The sequence below is a fragment of the Sulfitobacter mediterraneus genome (genome assembly GCF_003054325.1).
Lineage (GTDB): Bacteria > Pseudomonadota > Alphaproteobacteria > Rhodobacterales > Rhodobacteraceae > Sulfitobacter > Sulfitobacter mediterraneus.
In genome coordinates, this window is sequence record NZ_QBKU01000001.1 from 287,521 (window position 1) to 309,852 (window position 22,332).

Sequence of the window (22,332 nt, forward strand, 5' to 3'; positions counted from 1 at the left end):
TTACTGATCGTGGCCGCTTTTAACCTTAGGTCACCCTTATGCGTTGCCCTGCTCTTCGCGGTCAGAAACACAATCGGCTAACCAATCACACAATCTGTTCACATGCGCATTATTCTGGTTCTGCGGTGTCACCAAATAGTAGCTGTTGTTGGTGGTCATCCCGCCTTCGATCAGTGGCACCAATGCGCCGCTTTGCAATTCCTGTTCGATCAAATAGTCAGGGATCAGCCCCACTCCCATAGACGCAGTCGCCGCCGCGATGATCATCAGGAACTGATCAAAATATTTGCCCGACATCGCCACTGGCCGATCAATCTCCAGATCTTCCAGATACTCCTGCCAAGCGAAGGGACGGGTCGCCAGATGCAACAGCGGAACTGCGCCAAGGTCTTGTGGTCCCTTGAACCCGTGCTTTTCAGTAAACGCGGGCGAGGCAACGGGGATCAAAGTCTCGCTGCACAGATAGCGTAGGTCCGCACCGGGCCAATCGGCCTTGCCAAAATGCACAGCCAGATCAAACCGTCCTTCTGACATGTCAAATGGCTCAAGCCGCGTGGACAGGCTGACCTCGATGTTCGGGTAACGTTCAAAGAATGCAGGCAATCGCGGGATCATAAAGCGGCTGGCAAAGGCCGGCAGTGTGGCAACACGAATGGCCGCGCCCATCTTGCCCGCCGACACCGCCCGCATGATGGTACGGTGCATATTCTCCAGATCAACAGCCAATCCATCCGCCAGGTTTTGCCCCGCCGCGGTCAAAACCACCCCGCGACCGACACGGCGGAACAACGCGGTGCCAACTGTGTTCTCCAACTCTTTCACCTGACGGCTGATCGCGCTTTGCGTCAGATGCAGCTCCGCCGCCGCGAGCGTAAAGCTTTGATGCCGCGCGGCAGATTCAAAACTGCGCAAAACAGCATGGGACGGCAGGTATCGCCTTTGGTATTCTGACATTGCGGGTATTCCTGCCTCAAGATGCGGTCATATTCACCCATACCGGGATCCAGCGGGGTGAGATATGAATATTATTCATGAGTGGATGAGTATCAAGCGATTGTAACTGCCCACCGGGGCGCATTAGGTGGCTGCAATCTGAAATGGCGGGACGCACCTGTACGACGTGCCAAACCTGCCCTTTCGCAACGGCTATGATTGAGGGTTGGTTATGAAAAAGATTGCGGTTCTTGGGCTTGGGAAAGTTGGCACATTGGCAGCGGAGTTGCTGCACAATTCGGGGTTTGAAGTCACCGGAGTGGACATGGCGCAGCCCGCCACGTCGCTGCCCTTCACCGTAAAATCCATGGATCTGAGCCAGACCGGCGATGTGGCCGCAGAATTTGCACAACAAGATGCCGTGCTGTCCTGTCTGCCGTTTCACCTGAACATCCAACTGGCGCAGATCGCGCATGATGCAGGTATCCACTACTTTGACCTGACCGAAGATGTGCCGACAACCAAGACCATCATCGAACTCAGCAAAACCTCAAAGGGGTTGATGGCCCCGCAATGTGGTCTGGCCCCCGGATTTATCGGAATCGTTGGTGCAGATCTGATCGCATCGTTGGATGAGTGCCGCAGCTGTAAGATGCGGGTTGGCGCGCTGCCGCAAAACCCCACTGGGTTGATGGGGTATGCCTTCAACTGGTCGCCGGAGGGTGTGGTCAACGAATACCTGAATGATTGCGAAGTGATCGAAGACGGTGAGATCAAATGGGTCTCGGCGATGGAATGGCTCGAAGATATCTACATCGACGGGGTCAAGCTCGAGGCCTTTACCACCTCGGGCGGTCTGGGCACGATGTGTGACACCTATTTGGGCAAAGTCGCCAACATCGACTACAAAACCATGCGCTATCCCGGTCATGCCGCACAGATGAACTTTTTCTTCCACGAACTGCTGATGCGCGAGCGCCGCAAAGAGGCCGGCGAGATCCTTGTGTACGCCAAGCCACCTGTCGATGATGACGTGGTCTATGTGCATGTCGCGGCAGAGGGCAGCAAAGATGGCCGCATGGCCCGCAAGGAATTTGTGCGCGGCTATCGCCCGATTGATGTGGCGGGCAAATCCCGCACCGCCATCGCATGGACAACGGCAGGATCGGTTGTTGCGATCATCGAAATGGTCCGTGACGGAAAATTGCCAGCCAGCGGGTTCCTCAAGCAAGAGGACATCTCACTGTCCGATTTCCTTGCCACACCCACGGGCGGCCTTTACGCCCAATAAGATGGCAAGTGCCGCGCTTCCGGACACATCCAGAACCGCGGCACTTCCAAAGAGAATCATGGCCCGTAGCGCTGCAAAGCCGGTGGTTACAAAATCGCTCGCCTCGCAGCGCCCATCTGCAAATAGATGCCAAATGCGCGACAATGCCCCAGAAAACAGGCGGATTGATGCGCCTTGCCGGGCCAATAGCGCACCAAAACAGTTCATTTGTTAACGAATAAACTTGCCTGAACAGAGGTTTCTCCGGAGAATTGTGCCAATTTTAAGGCACTTCACTTTGATCCCTCGGGGGCGGCAATATTGTTTTGTACTGTCCGACATATTTTGCGCGGCCTTGTTTTTGCCAGTGCATTTGCATCCGGACTGGCGATTCAGCCAGCCCTGAGCCAAACGCGCAGCGCAACGCTTGAGTTCGAAAACATCACATTCACCTCTGCCGACACGATCCGTGATTTTGTCGGGCGGCATCTGGGTGATCCTGATCTTTGGCCCTACGTTCTTGAGCTGAACGAGATCGCAACACCCACCGATCTGCGGCCCAACGACACGCTCAAGATGCCGGTCAAACAGGTCCGTGCGGCAGACGAAGCGCTGCAAGAGGCGCTTAACACCATCCAGACTGCAACGGCTGAAGGTGCGCAGGTTTTTGCGCCGGTCCAGATCGGCAATGCCGTTGCCAGCCGCGAAACCGCGCTGGAGCGGCGCGAGAACTATAAATGGGGCGAGGTGATCGACCTGTCGGACATCGCCACCTTATTGGCCCAAGAGGCGCTGGAAATTGCAATTGCCCAGCGCGACCGATCCGCCGAGGCGGTTGTGTCCGATGTACAAGGTGACGTGCAGGGCCGCGCCCCGGCAGAACCGCGCTGGTCCGGTCGCAGCCTCAATGACATTCTGATCGAATTTGAGCGCGTCCGCACCTTGTCGGCCAGCACGACACAGATCACCTTTCGCGATCTGTCGCGCTTGCGTTTGAACGCCAATTCAAACGCCACGATCCAGCGTATGCGTTCTGACCCATTGACTGGGGATGAGGTGACCAAGGTCTCGCTTGTTGACGGAGACTTCTACGCGGTGCTCCACCAGCTTTCGGACAAGACCGCCTTTGAAATCGATGTGCCGGGCATTGAGACAACAACAGACAGTTCTGATTTCTGGGTCAGGAACGACCGCAGCGGCGCCAAGTTTGTGAACTATGACGAGGCCAGTCTTGAGGTCAAACAGGGCGACACCGCCGTTGTGATTGGCGAAAACGAAGGTGTCGTTCTGAACCGAAACGGCGCACAGACCGCCGATGTGTTGGACAGCCCTGTTCTACGCAAGCCAGACGACAATGAGATCTTGTATTCCAGTGCGGTTGATCTGGGCTGGGGCGGTTTTGATGGCGCTGCTGGTTATTGGATCGAGGTTGCCCGTGACGCTGGGTTTAACGAAATGCAGGTTAGCGAATGGGGCATCGCCGAAACCGCCTTTACCACGCCCGATCTGCCCCCTGCCCGCTATTTCTGGCGGGTCGCCGCGCTTGATCAATTGGGCCTTCCCGGACAATGGAGCAAACCCGCAGGCTTTACCGTGCGCCGTGACAACACACCGCCGTTCCTAACCTTACTTGCCCCCGGTGATGGGGCACTGTTCGAAGAACCAACGATCATTGTGTTTGGTGCATCCGAGCCTGAGGCGACAGTCCTGTTGAACGGTGCGCCGATGACGTTGAACAAGGACGGCAGCTTTGAAACCGAAGTGACCCTGAACGTAGGTGAGAACCTGCTGCGCCTTGATGCGACAGATCTGGCCGGAAACCAAAGCAACCTTGGCCAAACCGTCATTTATCGCCCTGCTGTTGCGGTCGAGATCGCCTTTGACCCGGCGATGCCCCGCGCAGGTGATGCCTTCGCCACCCGGTCCGGTGAATTGGTGGTCCGCGCTGCGACCACCGCGCAACCAGACGCGCCAGTGGTTGTCATAGACGCCTCCGGCGCAGTGGTGGTTCAGGCCGTTACGGGGCCGCAGGGCGCACTCTCGTTTAGCGTCCCAGCCACCTCCGAGATCCAAGGCTACCAGGTTGAGATTTTTGCCCCCAACGGCAATTCCGAAGGCCGCGCTGATTTCTTTGCCCTGCGCGATGAAATGCCGCCCGAAGTCAAACTTGATCTGCCATTGCCCAAGGCGACGGATAATCCTGACCTTGAGATCACGGGCACGGCAGGGGATGCGGTCAACCTGACCCTTGATGGGCAGCCGCTCGCGGTTACTGACGGGGCGTTTACCATCGCAACCGAACTGCAACCCGGTATCAATGATTTTGACCTGCTGGCAACCGATGCGGTTGGCAATGTCACCGCTGTGCGCTTGCAAACGGTCTATGACATTGACCCGCCCGTGATCACCCGCGCCGAAGTGACCCGCCCCGAGGGCAACACCGGGCCAATCACCATCGAAGTGGCTGCGACCGACCCAAGCGGGCTGCGCAAATCTGCGACCTATCTGCTTGAGATCGGCGGCGCAGAGCGGGACGGCTTTTTGCGCTGCGACAGTGGCGCAGGCATCTGCCGCGCCAGCTTGCCACCTGAAGCTGGCCGGATCCAACTGATCGAAGTGGCCGTCGAAGACTACGCCGGGAACACGGCATTCAAATGACCTCTCGGGCGCTGCGCCTGAGGGATGGAGGAAGACGATGAACTGGATGAAACGCATCACATTGGCTGCCAGCGCCCTCACGGCGTTTGCCCTGCCGCTGAGCGCCCAAACCACCGCTGATACCGCCAGCCTGCTGGTGGTCTACGGGGTCTCTGCGCCCAGTTCCGAAGGCGACGTGGATCACCGCGAACAGATCCTGTTCTCCATCCCTGAAAACACGCCCGGCCGCGTCTATGTGCGCCTTTTTGACCCCGAAACCAGCGGCAATGATGATTTCACCTATGGCGGGCCACGCGATTCTTTGACGACCTATCGCATCATGGGCGGCGAGGGTGCCTTCACCGGCGCGACGCGCCCCGCAATGGTGCAGGAACGCGAACGCCCCGCCCGGATTTCGACACTGGCCACAGACCCCGGAAAGGAATTGGCGCAGTCAGAGTATGGCTATGACAAAGGCACCGATGGCCGCTGGGTGACATTGGGTACCGTGCGTGCCCGTCAGGGTGAGATCATGGATGGTCGCGCCTATTTCCGCATTGATGTGGATGGTACCGCAGGCAACGATGGCAACGGGTTCTCTGTTGCCATCAGCACCGTGCGTGACCGCAACCGTGCGCCCAAAGACCTGTCGATGTTTGCCTATCAACCCACCATCCGGTGGAGCGCAGGCACATCCGCCACCCGTGTGACCGTAGACCCCGCTGCACTGGGACCGTTCAAAGTACAAAACTTTGATGGTGCCAAGGGTGATTTGACCTTTGTGACCGACTACACCGATATCCCGTTGCAGATCTCAGGCCAAAACTATTGGTCCATCGACAGCGCCACACCGGAAACCGGCGCATTGGCGCTGAGCCTTAAGGGCGGGTTTGAAACCCCCAATGATGTGACCGTATCGGTGTTTGACAAGGACGGTGCCGCCGTTGCGTTGCAAATGCCGCCGGTAAAAGCGCTGGATCCGGCCCGTCCAACCGCCATAGGAACCGCCAGCCCGCTCGCCGATTGCCGCGCCGTGGCCTTTGACGCCAGCCCCTCGCAAGGGCGGGTGCCGCTGAGCTACATTTGGGACTTTGGCGATGGCAAAACCGCCGATCAATCCGTGATCGCGCACCGCTATGATGCGCCGGGCCGCTACACCGCGACACTCAAGGTGATGGAACAAGGCACCCGTGCGGGCCGTGGGTCCAGCGTTGCCGTACCCGTGCATGTCCGGTCTGGCCCAACGGCCAAACCCGGCGATCCGATCACAGTCGCCCCCGGTCAGGTTGTTCCGTTTGACGGTTCAACCTCTGAGCCATCGGACAGCCCGATCAGCCGCTACATCTGGAGCTTTGGCGATGGCACCGGCGCGACCGGCAGCTATGCCGAGAAAACCTATGACAAACCCGGCACCTACCGCAGCAACCTGCGCGTCGAAGACAACAGCGATCATCCCTGTAACTTTGGCGTAGAAACCCGTCTGATCACCGTCAACTTTGCCCCTGTGGCCGAGGCTGGCACCGATCAGACCGCCGAGACCGGCCAAACCCTGCTGTTCGATGCCAGCGCCAGCTATGATGTGGACGGGGCGCTTAAGACCTATGTTTGGGACATGGGCGACGGCACCATCATAGAAGGCGCCCGCATCAGCCACACCTACACCAAGCCGGACACATACTATGCCACCCTGACCGTCAAAGACGACAGCGGCGTCGAGAACAACTATGACTGGGATCAACTGATCGTGGTCGTGAATGCGCCGCCTGAGCCGATGTTCACCATCCCTGATCGCCCTGTCTCTGTCTCAGAAGCGGCCCAGCTTTCTGCGGAGGCCAGCGTTGATCCCGATGGGTCGATCCTGTCCTACATGTGGGCCTTTGGCGATGGCGCGCTGGGGGATGGCGAAAATGTCGAATACGCTTGGACCGCGCCGGGGATCTATACCGTGACCCTGACCGTGACGGATGACAGCGGCACAGCCTCGGCCATTCAAAAGATCGAAAAACAGATCGTGATTGATGCCGCCCCGACGGCAAACGCAGGTCCGGCGCAATTTGTCACCGCCAGCGAAGTGCAGTTTGATGGCACCGGATCATCCGATCCCGAAGGTGGCATTACATCCTACGAATGGGACTTTGGCGATGGCCAAACCGGCAACGGGCCGACCCCGGTGCACGCCTATGCACGGCCCGGCATCTATGAAGTTGCCTTGGTCGTCCGCGACGAAAGCACCGCACCACTGAACGTGGACCGCGCCACAACCACGATTACAATCAATGCCACCCCAATCGCCGATGCAGGTCCGCCACTAACCGTGGCCCCGAATGAGGAGTTCATCCTTTCTGGCCGCGCCTCCCTGGACCCTGATGGCCGGGTCAGCACCCATGAATGGTCACTGCCAGACGGCACATCCCAATCTGCCGAGCGCATCGCTGTGGCCTTGGCCAGCCCCGGCCTCTACCGGTTTGGCCTGACTGTCAAAGACGGCTTTTCCGGTGGCCCGGCGGCAGACACCGCAGAGACATTGATCACCGTCAACGCTGCCCCCGTGGCCGAAGCGGGTGCCGATATGCTGGTCGCGCCCGGTGATCCGGTGCGATTTGACGGTGGTCTGTCCTACGACACGGACGGTGAGATCATCAGCTACATGTGGGAATTCGACGATGGCGTTGATCCTGTCGCCGTTTCCGCGTTTGAACGCACATATACCACCCCCGGCGTCTGGTCCGCGCAATTGGTCGTGACCGATGACAGCGGCGTGACCAACGCCACAGATACCGATGATCTGACCATTCGGGTCAATCACGCCCCGGTGGCCGAAGCCGGACCGCGCCTCGATACTGAGGTGTTGCAGGTCTCCTTTGACGGCTCTGCCTCTTCGGATGCGGATGGCGATGCATTGATCTATCTGTGGGACTTCGGTGACGGCTCTGCCCCGATGGAAGGGGCGCAAGTCACGCATGTTTACGAAAAATCCGGCATCTATCCCGTAACCCTGCGCGTCAATGACGGCACCGGCCTGAAAAACGCCAAGGCCATCGACACCACGGTTGTCACGATCAAGACCCGCCCGATTGCGATGGCAGGCGGCAACAAGGATGTGTGTTCCGGCCAACCGATCCTGTTTGACGCCTCTGACAGTTCTGATCCCGATGGCAGCTTGCTGTTGTACTCTTGGGACTTTGGCGATGGCGAAACCTCCGATCTGGTGAACCCGTCCAAGACCTACGAACAGCCGGGCGCCTATCCGGTCACCCTGACCGTGCGTAATGGCACTGGCACCGACTGGGGCACAGCCGTGGACCGCATCGCCGCGCTGATCCGCGAAGGGCCGATCTCTGACGCTGGGGAGGACATGACTGTCTGCACCAATCAGGCCGTGCGCTTTGATGGCTCTGGATCGACTGATGCGGATGGGGCTGTGAATTCTTTCGCTTGGACCTTTGGTGACGGCGGAACGGCCAGCGGTGAACGCCCTGAATACCGGTTCAAGAAGCCGGGTAATTACGTGGTCAACCTGACCATCACGGGCGAAGCTTTGGGGGCTTGTAGCCCGCTGGACACCGACACCGTGAATGTTGAGGTTGTTGCAGCCCCTGCGCAGGCCATTGTTGGATCTGAACGCGCCGCTGCTGGGATGCCCGCCAATTTCTCGATTGATCTCAGCGATCTTGAGGGCGCTTCCGTGATCTCTCACAACTGGATCTTTAGCGACGGCACAACTGCCGAAGGGGCCGAGGTATCGCACACCTTTGAAACACCCGGCGTCTATTTTGCGACCCTGAAGACCGAGCTTTCAGGCGGCAATCAAGGGTGCAGCACCATCGAGACAACCCGCAAGGTTGTGGTCAATGAGGCGCCCGCCGCCGATATTAAAGGACCACAATCCATGGCCGCAGGTGAGGCGGTGATCTTTGATGCAGGAGCCTCCAAAGACGCAGATGGCGTGATCATCAACTACGCCTGGGACTTTGGCGACGGCAACACCAGCGAAGGTCTGCGCCCCGCCCACCGTTTTGCCGAGGCAGGCACCTACCGCGTGGCTTTGACCGTGACGGATGACGCAGGCGTCGGCAACAGCCGCGTCACGCGCGAACATGAGGTCGTGGTGAACCCCGCCCCGGTTGCCGATCTAGAAGCGCCGCAATGGATCTGCCCCGCCGTGGAATTGCCCTGGGCTGTGGATGTGCCATCGGGCACCGAGGTGGCATGGATCTTTGGCGACACGGGCGTGCGCGCCGAAGGTGCCAACGTGACCTATCAATTCGCCAACTCGGGTCTTTACCCGGTGAGCGTGGCATTGGATGACGGCAAAAACCTTGCCAACAGCCAACGCCGCGAGGAACGTTATGTGCGGGTCAACGCGGCCCCGACCGCGCTTGCCGGACCGGACCGTGTGGTCTGCCCCGGCGATGTGACCGTCTTTGATGCGGGCGCATCTGGTGATCTGGACGGGTTGATTGAACAGTTCGAGTGGAAGTTCAGCGATGGCGTCACCCTGACCGGCCCCCGCGTCGAACGCAGCTTTGACACCGCCGGTCCTGTCACCGTGGATCTGGTTGTGACCGACAACAGTGGCCTGACCTGCGGTACCGGAACAGACCGCGCTGCGGTTCTGGTTAACCACACACCCAGCGTCGATGCCGGGCCGGACATCACAACAAAACTGGGCGCGGCCCATGACGTTGCTGATTTTGACGCATCCAACGCTTCTGATGCGGATGGCCAAGGGCTCGACCTGCAGTGGAGCTACGGCGACGGGGCCACCGGCACAGGCGCGGTAACGCGTCACCGCTATGCAACACCCGGCACCTATACCGTGACGGTCGAGGCACGCGATACAACCGGGCTGGCCTGCGGGGTCGGCCGTGACACCGCGCTCGTGACAGCCTTGCCGCGCAACTGATTTTTACACGCGCCGCTGCGGTCAAACCGTTGCGGCGCGATGCAGGCAGATAGCCCATATTCAGAGCCTGTTTTCTGCTCTAAGGTGCGCTCATGAGATTTCCATTACGCATCAAATTTTTCCTCTTTGCGACGTTGCTTGCCGTTCTGCCGCTGGCCATTGTTGGCCAGAACCTGACCAAGCTGACACGTGACGAACTAAAAAGCGCCGCCAACGAAGATCTGACCGCCGTTGCCAGCCAACTGCGCCGCGCCTTCGACAACGAATTTCAGGGCCGTTGGCTTTCTCCGCTTCAGGTGATCCGCAATGGCATCGACAGCCCCGATCTTGACGTGCAACAAAAGGTGTCCTTGCTGACACTGGGCATACAGGAACTGCCACAGGTGGTCGCCCTGCAACTGGCAATCGACGGATCAAAACTGCCAATCCTTGCCCCGGATCAGGGCTTCGCCCAACGGCTTGATGCGGCGGGTCTTGACCCTGTCACCACGCTCAGCACCTCTCCGGAACTATTAGCTGATCTGCGGGCACGCGGCGCCTATGGCAAACCGCTGATTGATCAACTGGACGCGACCGGCGATTGGATCGCAACCATTGCCTTGCCACTGGAAACCAAGATCGCGGGCCGCGAGGTCACATTCGCTGCCAAGATCAATCTTGCGTCTATGGCGGCGCTGGTGGCCAATCACCCGTTCTCGGCGCGTGGGGAAATTTCTGTGATTGATCCGCAAGGGCAAACGGTATTGACCGCAGAGCCTGTGTCGTTGAAAGACCGGTCTTTGGTCCGCTCTGCGATGCCCCTGATCACGGCAAATGCACGAGCAGACACTTTGCAGGGCTATACCCGTACCGATGGCACCAAAATGCTGGGCGCTTATGCTTTTCCCAATCGGTTTCCATGGGCCGTGGTGACCGAACAAAGCGAGGATCAAGCCTACGGTGTGGTGAATGCTATCACAGAACAGATCCTGATTGTTGGCCTTTTGGGGTTTGCGATTGCGAGTGTGGGTGCATTGATCTTTGCCCGGCGCCTGACCAAACCCATCCTTGAGATTGGCAGCGTGGCGGAAAAGGTCGGTGGCGGTGATTTCAGCGCCCGTGTGCAAGACGTCAATTCCCGCGATGAGATCGGCGACCTGTCTCACCGGATCAACCAGATGATCGGCCATCTGGGGGAACGGTTGGAGCTGATGAAATTTGTCAGCCACGGCACCATGAACGCCATTCAGGGATCGCATGAAGCAGGCATGTCACGCGGCGGGCAGCGGCGGCGGGTCTCTGTCATTTTCACCGATATTCGCGGCTACACGGAGTTTTCCGAACGCGTGCCGCCCGAGGTCGTGATTGAGGCATTGAACCAGTATTTTGATGTTCAAACCGACATCGTCGAAGAACATCAAGGTGACGTGGACAAGTTCATCGGTGATGCCCTTGTTGCGGTATTTGAGGGCGACGAAATGGAAACACGCGCGGTGCAATGTGCGGTGAAAATCACCAGCGCGATGCAAGATCTGTTGATGAAGTTTCCCGACTACAACCTGCATGTCGGCATTGGCATCGCATCCGGTGAAGTGGTTGTCGGGGCCATGGGCGCCCGAGAACGGATGGATTTCACTGTTTTGGGTTCCACGGTGAACCTGTCTGCCCGGCTGTGTTCAAAGGCCGATCCGGGGCAGGTTCTGTTGGATCAGGCGACCCGCGATGCCAGCGGCGATCTGGACGGCGTTGCATTTGAAACTTTGGCGCCAATCGCCCTGAAAGGCTATGCCGATCCGGTGCCGAACTTCGCAGCAAAGGCCGTCACAGCGTAAAGACTGCCCAAGCCCAGACCATCGCGATATAAGTAAGCTGGTGTAAAAACTGATCGACCCCGAAGGCCCGCCAGTACCCCGGATCGGTGGGCGTATATCCGGTCTTGTCCGAATGCACCCCTTTGGCCCAATCAATGTGGTAGTGCACAACCAGTTCCGCCAGACAAAGGATCACAACAAACACCAGCGGCGCACCGCAGATCAACAGCGCACAGACAGAAAACACCGCATGCAAACCGGCATGCTGCGCCCGACCCAAATGAGCGTACTGCCCGCGACCGGACAACATGCGCGGTGTTTGCAGGAAAAAATCCGCAAACAGATGTTTGATCTCCAGCAAAAGCAGCAGGAGCAAAGCGGTTTGAAGCTCTGCAGTCACGCAAGTCCTCCCTCAGGGTTTGATCCTAACGCAACCTGCGAAAGCTGCAAATCAATTGATTTTAGCGCCCCGGAGTTGTTAAGACTCTGAGGTTGATGATTTTCAAAGTCCTTTTGTTTCACCTCTACATTGGATCTGCCCCATCGAACGCACGCTGTTCAGTTTCATCTGGAAATACTCCAAACGCGACCAGCTGATTCTGCTGGCCGTGACGCTGACCTTGTTTCCATTACTTTACCTGACCCTGGAATTGCCCAAGCGGATCATCAATGATGCCATTGGCGCTGGCGGCCCGGTCACCGTCTATGGCTATGAGATGCAACAGGTGCCGTTCTTAATGTTCCTGTGCGGGCTATTTTTGTTGTCCGTCTTTGGTCATGGCATCATGAAAATGCGGATCAACACGATGAAAGGGGTGCTGGCCGAACGCCTATTGCGGCGGCTACGCTACACGTTGATCGCCCGCATCCTGCGGTTTCCCGCCCCCTATTTTGAGCGCACCAGTCAGGGTGAACTGGTTTCGATGGTCACATCTGAATCCGAACCGATGGGCGGCCTGATGGGCGATGCGGTTGCACAGCCCGTGCTGCAAGCAGGCCAGATGGCGACAATCCTGGGCTTCTTGTTTTTACAAAGCTTTACTTTTGGTCTGGCCGCCTGTGCGTTCATCCCACTTCAGGCGTGGCTGATCCCCAAATTACAGCGCCAAGTGAACAAGCTGAACAAGAAGCGGGTGATCCAGCTGCGGGCGCTGGCCTCGGAAATCGGCGAAAGCTCTGCGGGGGCAAGCACCCTGCGCGTGAACGGCGGCTGGCGCTATCGCCTTGCGATGATCTCATCGCGGCTCGGGCGGCTTTTCGCGATCCGGTTTGAGATCTTTCAAAAGAAGTTCTTTATGAAGTTCGTCAATAACTTCATCTCGCAACTGACGCCGTTCTTTTTCTATGCTCTTGGCGGATACCTCGCGATCAAGGGTGAGATTACGGTGGGCGCCCTTGTTGCAGCTTTGGCAGCCTACAAGGATCTGTCGAGCCCGTGGAAAGAACTGCTGGCCTATTACAACCAGTCACAGGACATGGCCCTACGCTGGGAAACCATAACCGAACGTTTTGCCCCTCAGGGCATGATCCGCGAAGATCTGTTTGATGGCTATCCAGAGCAGCTTGAGGATCTTGCAGGTACCGTCAAATTGCATGGTGTCAACGTGCAGGATGCCGATGGAAATCCGGTGCTCGAAGACCTGAATGTCACCTTCGAAGGCGGCACTTCCATCGCCATCACAGCGCCCAGCGACGAAGACCGCCGCGCCTTGGCAGAGGTGCTGGTCCGCGAGGTTATTCCGTCATCGGGCAAGATCACCGTTGGCGATCTGGAACTGTCCGGCCTGCATCAGGCAACAATCGCCAAACGTATCGGCCACGCCACATCGCGCCCGGTGATGTTCCTCGGCAGCTTTGGCGATAACGTAATGCTGCCCCTGAAACTGCAACCGGGTGCCGAACAGGATGAAACAGCAGCAGAAAGCGCACGGGCGGGCAACAGCACAGATCCGTTAGAGGCCGATTGGCAAGACATCGAAGAGACAGTTTCGCCCGAAGATCTGCGGTCGTGGTGGCTAGAGCTGATCACCGGGATGGGCATTGATCAGGCCCTGTTCAAACGCGGGGTCGAACAGCGGATCAATGCAACGGACCATACCAAACTGGCCCGCGCACTGGTCGCGCTCCGGCCTGAGGTTGACACAGCGGTTCAAAATGCCGGCCTGCGCGATGCCGTCTACTTCTTCCGCGAGGATCTGTTCAATCCCAGCCTGCCGGTTGCCGAAAACATGCTATTTGCCACATCGCGCAATCATGTCACTGCGGAAAACCTGCTCGAACAGGCGCAGTTCCTGAACCTGCTCGAAGAGCTGCATCTGGAAGCGGATTTGCTGCAACTCGCCGCCGATATCGTTGATCTTCTGCGCCAGATCTTTGGGTTGGATGGCACCGATCACCCGATGTTCCGCAAGCTTGGCCTTGATCCTGAAACCTACGAAAATGCGGTCGCGTTGTTGACCAAACATCAAGACGGCGGTCAACTTGAACGCGAGGAAAAGGCACGGCTTTTGGCTGTGACATTTGTCATTTCCGCCGACAAACTCGGCACCGCTTTCCCCGAAGAGATCACTACCCGCGTGCTGCAAATCCGCAAGGAGCATGGAGCGCAATTGCAAGCCAGCATGGCCGATCTGCTTAGCCCGATTGATGCCGATGCGCCGGTCGCAGGCCTTACCGTGCTAGAGAACGCGCTCTATGGCCGGATCGTGGCCAGCGCCGGGTCCAAGGCGGATGAGTTGCGTGATCTGATCGGCGACATCCTGCGAAAGGCGGATCTGGATGGTCTTGTACTGGACCTCATTTTTGAGATGCCTCTGACCTTGGGCGGCGGCAACCTGCCTGCCTTGCTCACGGAATCGCTTGCCATCAGCCGCGCCACGATCAAGCGGCCACACATCCTGATCCTTGATGGGGTGCTGGCCAGTTTTGACGACGAAACTCGGAACATCCTGCCACAGAAGCTGCGGGCGCTCTTGCCGCGCACAACCCTCATCTGTCTTGCGCCCAGTTTTGAGAATACGGACGATTTTACAGACGTTTACGAGATGCAGGCAGGCCGGATTTCATCCATCGCCAGCGCCACCCCGCAAGATGAAGACAGCACCGTCAGCGCCGATCTGGCGCGTAAATTGCGTGCCATCGAAGGAACCGATCTATTCTCTGGCCTGGCCCGCAAGCAACTGCGCCTTTTGGCGTTTGGGGCCCGTTGGTACAAGGCCAAGCCGGGCGAGTATGTGTTTCACAAAGACGATGATCCAACATCAGGTGCTTATCTGGTGATCGACGGCGAGGCGGATTTGTTGCTGCCTCGTGACGGCGAGGACGATCTGCTGATCACGACCTCCGGCCCCGGTGCGCTGGTCGGAGAACTGGGCCTGATCCGCAATGTGCCCCGTGCCTTGGACATGCGTGCCAAATCGGAGCTGACCTGCCTGCGCATTGGCGGCGAAGAATTCCTTGATGTGGTCGGCAGCGATGCTGGCACCGCTTACAAGCTGTTGCAGGTGGTCGCGGGTTACGTATCCAACTGAACGGGGTACTGATTCAAAAAGACCTGCGCCGCTGCCGCTTTGGCCCGGCCACGCATCAGTGCTGCAATGGCCAATGCCTGCGCAAATGGCAGTACATCATCAACGGCTGTTTTGCCCTGATAGCCCGCTAAAACTCCATCAAAGCTGTCCCGTCCATAGGCCAGGAAAATCGCCGCCAGATCCCAACGATAATCACAGCGCCGCGCCAAACCAAAATCCAGTATCGCGATCCCGCCATCACGTTTACGGAGCACTTGATCCGCATGCAAATCACCGTGACAAACCGCCAAACAGGCCTTTTCCTCAGTCAGTGTACGGCGCAGCAATCCTTGGTACTGATCCATATCTCCGCCCATTCGGAAACCACCATTTCCATCGCCAAAAACAGACAAAGGCACCGGCAAGCTGGCTGGAATATCTGCCCATCTGTCATGATCGAAATTGTGCAATACCCATAGGGAACGGCCCAAATCATCGGCTTGCTGCATCGTCAGCGGCCCGGACAACGGCCGCCCGTCCACAAAATCATCCAATACCCATTGTGCAGCTACTTCGGGCGTTGCCACATCATCAGAGGTCAATACCGGTCGGACAACCGCAGCACCACATTCAACCAGCGCCTTGCGCAATCTGGCATCGACCGCCGGATTGAGGCCCGGTGCGCCGGGTTTAAGCACCCGCAAGGCGTAGTCAGCCCGGTCTGTTCGAATGCGCCAGACCGAGGCCTGCGCCCCGCTGCCCAGCACCGTCAAATCAACAGCCCTTTCGCCCAGAGCGTCAAAGATCGGGGCAAGCTTGGCCAGTTGCGCCTGGGTCTGTCGATCCATTCCTTTAACTTGCCCGATAGCCATCAAACCTGCGCAATGACACATCCGCCGCTTCCAGTTGCCGCCGGACGGAGGCTGCGATTGCAACCGCCTCTGCCGTATCACCATGCAAACAGATCGTATCAATCCGGGTCGGGATGTGTTTCCCGCTTTCGGTGATGATCGCCCCGGCTTTCACCATCTCAACCATACGTGCGCCTGCGAGATCCGCATCATGGATCACCGCACCGGGCAGAGACCGATCGACCAGCGTGGCATCATCGTTATAGGCGCGGTCGGCAAAGATCTCTCCGGCCCAGAGGCAGCCCAGCTTTTCCACCGCCGACTGTTGCGCAGTGGCGGCCAGCACCATGACAATCAAATCCGGCGCAACGCTCAGCGCTGCCTCGTAAAGATCACGCGCCATATCTTCATCTTCGGCACACATATTGGCCATCGCCCCGTGCAACTTGAGATGCCGCACCTCCGCCCCGACGCTGCGTGCCATGCCAAGGCTTGCAGCCACCTGATAGCGCACTTGATTCTGCAAGGTTCCACGCGGCACGGACATCCGGTTGCGACCAAAGCCGGCGATGTCCATGAAACCCGGATGCGCGCCAATGCCCACACCATTGCGATGAGCCATCGTCATGGTCGCCGCCATCACATCCGCATCTCCGGCATGACCGCCACAGGCAATATTGGCCGAGGTGACGATCTTTAACAGCGCAGCATCATCGCCCAACGTCCATGCACCAAAGCTTTCCCCCATATCCGCGTTCAGATCGACATGTGGCATCTTAGTTCTCCTCTTCAAAAGGGTTTGCTTGGGCAGAAACCGCACCGCTGATCAATTGATAACCTAGCAGGTCACGGATATTGGCCGGATCACGCACCAGCGGCGTCACCTTGGATGGCAGCGCCTTCAGTTCCGCCAGAAAACGGGTTTGCAGTGCGATGGCCTCGGCCATTTCGACAAATTCAAACCGGATCGCGGCCCCCGTCTGGGCCTGCGCCACTCGCGGCAGATCACAAGGGATCACTGTGCCGATGCGCGGATAGCCCCCTGTCGTCTGGCATTCATACATCAGCACAAAAGGCGCGCCATCACCGGTGATTTGGATATCGCCGGGCACAATGACTTCGGACACGATGGTGAGCTGTCCTTCGGTGGTGAATCCCTCGCCCGGTTGGTCCATCCGCACACCCATGCGGTTGGCGCGGGCATCCCGCACAAATTCGGTTTGGGTAAACCTGTCCCGCGTATCTGGCGAAAAAGACGCTGTTTGCATGGAGGCGACCACCCGCACCGCACCGCCTCCGAACCGGGTGACCGGAGTCAGGGTCATCCCCGTCTGGCCGGTCCCGTCTTGGCCCAGCGGCAAGCTGTCTCCGGCTTGAAGCGCCCGACCCAGGCCCGCGCTCAGATGGCTGGACCGTGATCCCATCTGCGGCGATGTATCAAATCCACCGCCCACATGCAGGTATCCATAGCTGCCGTTTCGTGCCCCGCCGATGGTCAGCGTCGCACCGGCAGGCAACAGATACGAGGCGTTCCAGATCAGCGGATCACCGTCGATGTTGGCCGCCATTTCCGCGCCGGTCAGAGCAATACGCATGTCCACACTGACCCGGAATGCGCCGCCACTTCCGGCCATTTCTAACGCCGCCAAATTGGCAGATTGGCCCAGAATGGCCGCCCCTTCATAAAGCGCGACCGGATCTGCCGCACCGCCGATGGTTAGCCCCTGCGCCCGAAAGCCGGGGCGGCCCAGATCTTGCAGGCTCAACCCCGGACCGGCTTGGACAATGTCCAGATGACCGCTCATGTCAGCGCCTCCGCACTGGCGCCGCCATTGCCGCTGATGTCCTTGGCACGGATCTTCGCCAGCTCGGCTTGCGTCACGGACGGAAACACCAGTTCATCCCCGGGAGACAGGGCAAAGGGCTGCTTTGCTTCGGGCCGGAACGTGCGGAACGCCGTTTGTCCGATGTGCCGCCAGCCCGTCGGGGAGGCATTGGTGAAGATGATCAATTGGCGGATCGCAACCACCAGCGCCCCGGCAGGCACCGATTTGGTCAGGGCCTGCTGGCGGGGAATGTTCCAAGTCTCGCTCAGCTCGCCCATGTAGGGCTGGCCGGGTGCAAAGCCGATGGTCAGAACCCGCACCCGCGATGTGGACAATTCGCGGATCGCCGTATCGGGATCAACGCCAGCCGCCTCTGCGGCCTCTTCCAGTTGCGGGGCCAGATCTGTGCCATAAACGGTCGGCACATGCCACAGGGTGCGCCCCGCCGGCAGCGGTGCATCCAGCCAATTTGCCTGGGCAAGCAGGTCTCGCAACTTTTCAATCACCCCCTCGGGTGCGGCCTGTGCCAAATCGACCTGCAAGAAGACCGAGATCAAAGAGGTGCTGGTCTCTGCCACCTCAGGCCAGTCTGCCGCATCCACAGCCGCGCGAAAGGCCAGCGCGGCGCGATTGGCAGGCTCTGACATCTTGTCGGCAAAGCTGACCAATATGCCGGACAGTCCGACGGTGCGTATTTGAGGCCAGTCACTCATCCCCAAGCGCCCATTTGTAAAGGCGCGGCAAGAGCACCGGCGTCAGATACATCGGCAATTGCCAACAGCCGATAAACACCATCAGCGGGGCCAGTACCTCGGCGGGCAGGGCCACCAGAAAGATCGCGATATTGCGGTTGCCTGCGCCGATAGCGATGGGTCCGGCGACTGCTTTGAGTTTGCCGTGGCGTAGGGCCAGTAGTGTGAACAGTTGCAACAGATAGCTGATCGCGAAAGCCAACAAGGCCCACCACAAAACCGCAACCGGATCGGCGCGCAAGGCGGGGTTCAACGCCGCCATCAGCCCCACAACAATTGAGGAAAAGGCGATCACGGACAGCCCATCCAGCGCCTTGATCTGATCCCGCGAAGGGCGCGGAAAGAACAGCCGCCGCAACACAAATCCGGCCCCGGCCGACACCGCGATAATCACCAAAAGGCGCAGCGCCGCAAACACCACATCCGTGACCGGACCAAGCTGCGGCAACGCCGCCAGAACCGGCAAAACAGTAAGGGGAAACGCCGCCGTGCCCAGCACGAAGATCTGCATCATCCGGCCGCCATCCAGCCCGAGGATCAGCGCCAGATTGACCGACCCGGCAATGGCTGGGGCAGCACTGGCCAGCACAATGGCAAGGGTTGCGGGGCTGTCGCCGAAACCGGCCAAGGTCATGATGCCCAAGCACGCCAGCGGCACGCCCATTTGCAGCAGCAAGACCGCGCTGAGCCCCCAGCGCAGATCGCCCACCGCGCCCATTGCCGCGCGCCAGCCAATGCGCAGCGCCGTGATCGTCAGCAGCCCTGCCACCATATGTGGCAACCACGGCACCAGCGCCCCGGCCACGGCAGGCAACAAAAGCCCGCCCGCAAGCCCGAGGATCAGGCACAGCCGCGCATGGGTCGATGCGGCAAATAGAATGCGTTGGATCATAGGTCACAGTCTCAGGACGGCCCGCTGCGCAGGTTCTCTGGCAGCCATGTCGCAATCTCGGGGAACCAGATCAAGACAAAGACCATCAAAACCATGATAAAAAACATCGGCAACGCCGCGCGGGTGATATAGCCCATCTCGTGATCGGTCATGCCTTGCAGCACAAAAAGGTTAAATCCGATGGGCGGCGTGATTTGGGCCATCTCGACCACCACAACCACAAAGATGCCAAACCATATCAGGTCAATGCCCGCACCGCGCACCATCGGTTCAACCACAGCCATGGTCAGGACAACCGATGAGATACCGTCAAGGAACATGCCCAGCACAATGTAAAACACCAAAAGCGCCATCAGCAGCTGGAAGCGGGTCAGTTCCATCAGCGCAATCCCGTCAGCCAGCGCCCGTGGCAATCCGGTAAAACCCATCGACAGTTTCAAAAATGCTGCGCCCGCAAGGATCAGCGCGATCATTGCAGAAGTCCGCGTGGCCCCCATCAAACTTTCGCGGAAACTGCCCCAGGTCAGCGACCCTTGGAACATCGCCAACACCAGCGCCCCGATGACCCCGATGGCCGCCGCTTCGGTGGCTGTCGCCAGACCCAGATACATCGACCCGATGACCACAGTGATCAGGGCAAACACCGGCAAGAGGAACCGCGAATTTCGGACCTTTTCGGCAAAACTCATCCCGGTCTCGACATCCGGGTTCCAATCTTTTGAGGTGAAGCTGACAAAGGCAACATAGGCCATAAACATGCCCGCCAAGACCAAGCCAGGAAACACACCTGCAAAGAACAGCTTGGTAATGCTTTCATTTACGGTGACACCGTAGACAATCAACGCCAGCGAAGGTGGGATCATCAGACCCAGAGTGGCCGCCCCCGCCAATGTGCCGATGATCATCTTTTCTGGATAATTTCGCGCCCGCAGTTCCGGGATCGACATTTTGCCAACCGTGGTCAGGGTCGCAGCGGAAGAACCTGAGACCGCCGCAAACACGGTACAAGACACGATGTTGGTATGCACCAAACCACCCGGCAACCGCGCCAGCCATGGCGACAGGCCCTTGAACATGTCCTCGCTTAGTCGGGTGCGATACAGGATTTCCCCCATCCAGATAAACAAGGGCAAGGCGGTCAATGTCCATGAACTGGATGAGGCCCAAATGGTCGTGATCATCGTGTCGCCCACCGGCCGGGTGGTAAACAGCTCCATCCCGACCCAAGCGACCCCCATCAGGGCCAGCCCGACCCAGACACCTGTGCCCAGAAGGAAAAACAGCACAAAAAGGAAAAGCGTAATGGCGTAAATCTCTGTCATGGTCTTATTCCCCGTGCGCCTGATCGACGATGTCGCGGCTGATGCGGTGCTCACCTTTGAACAGCACATTTATCAAGTTGTCGGTAAGTGCGATCGCCAAAAGGCCGCCCCCCAGAACCATCACCGATTGCGGTATCCACAAATGTGTTGCGTCCTGGCCTTGTGAGACCTCTTTGAATTTCCACGACCAATAGACGAACCAATAGGCGTAATAGGTGAAATACCATGCGATCCCTGCCGCCAGCGCAAAGCACCAGATCTCCAACAGCTTTTTCGGGCCCGGCGGCACCGCGTTTAACAGGACCGAAACCCGAATATGCGCACCCCGGTTCAATGCGTTTGCAAAGGCGAAAAAGCTCGCTGCGGCCATGGCGTAGCCCGCATAACTGGGCGCACCAGGAAAGATCTCACCGATCCAGCGGGCCAGCATTTGCGCCACAATCAGGCTAAGAATCGAGATCAGGCAAAGCGCGGCAAGAACGCCGGATGCAAGATACAGAAAATCGAGGAACCGTCGGAGAAATGTCATGATCTGACCCCTGTCAAAAGAAGGCTGGGTGGCCGTGCCAAAGCGCCGCAAAGGCTGGGCAAAGAGGGCCGGCGCACCGGCCCTCTAGGGTTTTAGGCAATGCGCCTATTTCATAGATTTGAAGCCATCGACGATGGCTGCGCCATCATCACCCGCCGCTTCGAGCCACTCGGCGGTCATGGTTTCACCCACGGCACGCAGATCGCCCATCAACTGATCACCGGCTGGACCAACGGTCATGCCGCCAGCGGCCAGACCGTCCATGGTGAACTGGGTGTAGTCTTTGGAAGCCTGCAAGCCACGCGCCTGCGCTTCGCCGGCGCAGGTTGTGATGGCGGTTTTGTTGGCGTCAGACACATCGGCCCAGACCCCTTTGTTCACCATCACGTAGTTGTACGGCAGCCATGCATCGACTTCATAAAAATGGCTCAGGCTTTCCCAGACCTTGCGGTCATAGCCGGTCGCGCCGGAGGAAATCATCGATTCCGCTACACCCGTTGCAAAGGCCTGTGAAATCTCGGCCGCTTCGATGGTCACTGGCAACATGCCGGTCAGTTCCGCCAGACGCGCGGTTGCGTTGTTATAGGACCGGAACTTGATGCCTTGCATGTCCGCTGCGCTGTTCACTTCTTTGTTGAAATACAGACCCTGTGGCGGCCATGGCACGGCATAAAGCATCACGAGGTTCTGTTCGTCCAGAACCGCGTCCAGCTTTGGTTTGGCCGCTTTGAACAGCTTGGCGCTGTCGTCAAAGGATGGCGCAAGGAACGGCACGGAATCAAAGCCGAACACAGCGTTTTCATTCTGGTGACCAGACAGCAGACGCTCGCCAATCTGGACCTGACCGGTCTGGATTGCGCGTTTGATGTCTGCACCCGCAAACAGCGAACCGCCCGGATGCACAGTGATATCAATATCGCCATTGGTGGCGCCACGCACACAATCGGCAAAGGCCACACCATTTTCCGAATGGAAGTTGGACGCGGAATAGGCCATCGGCATATCCCATTTTTCGGACGCCATCGCCGGCATCGCTGCTGTTAGCGTCACGGCGGCCGTGGCTACGCCTGCCATCAGTTTTGTCGTCAGTTTCATGTAGTTTCTCCCTTTTTGGA

Annotated in this window: 15 protein-coding genes; 5 read left to right on the forward strand and 10 right to left on the reverse strand. The window is 58.6% G+C overall.

All coding sequences use genetic code 11. The features are described from left to right. Nucleotides 1-36: 36 nt before the first annotated feature. Nucleotides 37-954, reverse strand: coding sequence for a LysR family transcriptional regulator (locus C8N31_RS01570; protein WP_025047194.1), 918 nt, complete (start codon nt 952-954; stop codon nt 37-39). Nucleotides 955-1,165: 211 nt separating this feature from the next. On the opposite strand from C8N31_RS01570, the gene C8N31_RS01575 reads away from it, so the two are divergent. From C8N31_RS01575 to C8N31_RS01590, 4 genes are all read left to right on the forward strand, one after another. Next, entirely contained in the window at nt 1,166-2,224 is a 1,059-nt protein-coding gene (locus tag C8N31_RS01575; RefSeq protein ID WP_025047195.1) for a saccharopine dehydrogenase family protein, read from the forward strand. 324 nt (nt 2,225-2,548) lie between these two features. Further along, complete coding sequence (locus C8N31_RS01580; protein ID WP_025047196.1) at nt 2,549-4,861, forward strand: FecR domain-containing protein; 2,313 nt, start codon at nt 2,549-2,551, stop codon at nt 4,859-4,861. Between the two features lie 37 nt (nt 4,862-4,898). Beyond that, nucleotides 4,899-9,746, forward strand: coding sequence for a PKD domain-containing protein (locus tag C8N31_RS01585; RefSeq protein ID WP_025047197.1), 4,848 nt, complete (start codon nt 4,899-4,901; stop codon nt 9,744-9,746). A 92-nt stretch (nt 9,747-9,838) separates the two neighbouring features. Further along, entirely contained in the window at nt 9,839-11,557 is a 1,719-nt protein-coding gene (locus C8N31_RS01590; RefSeq protein ID WP_025047198.1) for an adenylate/guanylate cyclase domain-containing protein, read from the forward strand. Here the strand turns inward: C8N31_RS01590 and C8N31_RS01595 are convergent. Further along, a complete protein-coding gene (locus C8N31_RS01595; RefSeq protein ID WP_025047199.1) occupies nt 11,547-11,936 on the reverse strand; it encodes a DUF3307 domain-containing protein in 390 nt (129 codons plus the stop codon). The genes C8N31_RS01590 and C8N31_RS01595 overlap by 11 nt on opposite strands. A 199-nt stretch (nt 11,937-12,135) precedes the next feature. Between C8N31_RS01595 and C8N31_RS01600 the strand changes: the two genes are divergently transcribed. Beyond that, entirely contained in the window at nt 12,136-15,066 is a 2,931-nt protein-coding gene (locus tag C8N31_RS01600; protein WP_249031123.1) for an ABC transporter transmembrane domain-containing protein, read from the forward strand. On the opposite strand, the gene C8N31_RS01605 is transcribed toward C8N31_RS01600, so the two are convergent. The 8 genes from C8N31_RS01605 to C8N31_RS01640 all read right to left on the reverse strand — a co-directional run bounded on the left by C8N31_RS01605 (nt 15,051) and on the right by C8N31_RS01640 (nt 22,312). After that, nucleotides 15,051-15,893, reverse strand: a complete 843-nt coding sequence (locus C8N31_RS01605) for a phosphotransferase (RefSeq protein ID WP_025047201.1) — start codon at nt 15,891-15,893, stop codon at nt 15,051-15,053. The two genes, C8N31_RS01600 and C8N31_RS01605, sit on opposite strands and share 16 nt — an antisense overlap. Nucleotides 15,894-15,897: 4 nt before the next feature. Continuing rightward, entirely contained in the window at nt 15,898-16,671 is a 774-nt protein-coding gene (locus C8N31_RS01610; protein ID WP_025047202.1) for a LamB/YcsF family protein, read from the reverse strand. A gap of 1 nt (nt 16,672) precedes the next feature. Further along, nucleotides 16,673-17,701 (reverse strand): 5-oxoprolinase subunit C family protein, encoded by a 1,029-nt coding sequence (locus tag C8N31_RS01615; RefSeq protein WP_025047203.1) that lies wholly within the window; start codon nt 17,699-17,701, stop codon nt 16,673-16,675. Beyond that, nucleotides 17,698-18,435, reverse strand: coding sequence for a 5-oxoprolinase subunit B family protein (locus C8N31_RS01620; protein WP_025047204.1), 738 nt, complete (start codon nt 18,433-18,435; stop codon nt 17,698-17,700). The genes C8N31_RS01615 and C8N31_RS01620 overlap by 4 nt, the downstream gene beginning before the upstream one ends. Further along, on the reverse strand, nt 18,428-19,366 hold the full coding sequence (locus C8N31_RS01625) for a hypothetical protein (protein WP_025047205.1): 939 nt from the start codon (nt 19,364-19,366) through the stop codon (nt 18,428-18,430). The genes C8N31_RS01620 and C8N31_RS01625 overlap by 8 nt, the downstream gene beginning before the upstream one ends. Before the next feature lie 11 nt (nt 19,367-19,377). After that, nucleotides 19,378-20,688: a TRAP transporter large permease gene (locus tag C8N31_RS01630; protein WP_025047206.1), complete on the reverse strand. Its 1,311-nt coding sequence runs from the start codon at nt 20,686-20,688 to the stop codon at nt 19,378-19,380. A 4-nt stretch (nt 20,689-20,692) separates the two neighbouring features. Next, a complete protein-coding gene (locus C8N31_RS01635) occupies nt 20,693-21,217 on the reverse strand; it encodes a TRAP transporter small permease (protein ID WP_025047207.1) in 525 nt (174 codons plus the stop codon). A gap of 105 nt (nt 21,218-21,322) precedes the next feature. Then, nucleotides 21,323-22,312, reverse strand: coding sequence for a TRAP transporter substrate-binding protein (locus C8N31_RS01640; RefSeq protein WP_025047208.1), 990 nt, complete (start codon nt 22,310-22,312; stop codon nt 21,323-21,325). Between the last annotated feature and the right edge of the window lie 20 nt (nt 22,313-22,332).

Coding starts and splice junctions, on each gene's coding strand:
- C8N31_RS01570 (WP_025047194.1), bottom strand. CDS start 954: ATGTCAGAATACCAAAGGCGATACCTGCCGTCCCATGCTGTTTTGCGC.
- C8N31_RS01575 (WP_025047195.1), top strand. CDS start 1,166: ATGAAAAAGATTGCGGTTCTTGGGCTTGGGAAAGTTGGCACATTGGCA.
- C8N31_RS01585 (WP_025047197.1), top strand. CDS start 4,899: ATGAACTGGATGAAACGCATCACATTGGCTGCCAGCGCCCTCACGGCG.
- C8N31_RS01590 (WP_025047198.1), top strand. CDS start 9,839: ATGAGATTTCCATTACGCATCAAATTTTTCCTCTTTGCGACGTTGCTT.
- C8N31_RS01605 (WP_025047201.1), bottom strand. CDS start 15,893: ATGGATCGACAGACCCAGGCGCAACTGGCCAAGCTTGCCCCGATCTTT.
- C8N31_RS01610 (WP_025047202.1), bottom strand. CDS start 16,671: ATGCCACATGTCGATCTGAACGCGGATATGGGGGAAAGCTTTGGTGCA.
- C8N31_RS01615 (WP_025047203.1), bottom strand. CDS start 17,701: ATGAGCGGTCATCTGGACATTGTCCAAGCCGGTCCGGGGTTGAGCCTG.
- C8N31_RS01620 (WP_025047204.1), bottom strand. CDS start 18,435: ATGAGTGACTGGCCTCAAATACGCACCGTCGGACTGTCCGGCATATTG.
- C8N31_RS01625 (WP_025047205.1), bottom strand. CDS start 19,366: ATGATCCAACGCATTCTATTTGCCGCATCGACCCATGCGCGGCTGTGC.
- C8N31_RS01630 (WP_025047206.1), bottom strand. CDS start 20,688: ATGACAGAGATTTACGCCATTACGCTTTTCCTTTTTGTGCTGTTTTTC.
- C8N31_RS01635 (WP_025047207.1), bottom strand. CDS start 21,217: ATGACATTTCTCCGACGGTTCCTCGATTTTCTGTATCTTGCATCCGGC.
- C8N31_RS01640 (WP_025047208.1), bottom strand. CDS start 22,312: ATGAAACTGACGACAAAACTGATGGCAGGCGTAGCCACGGCCGCCGTG.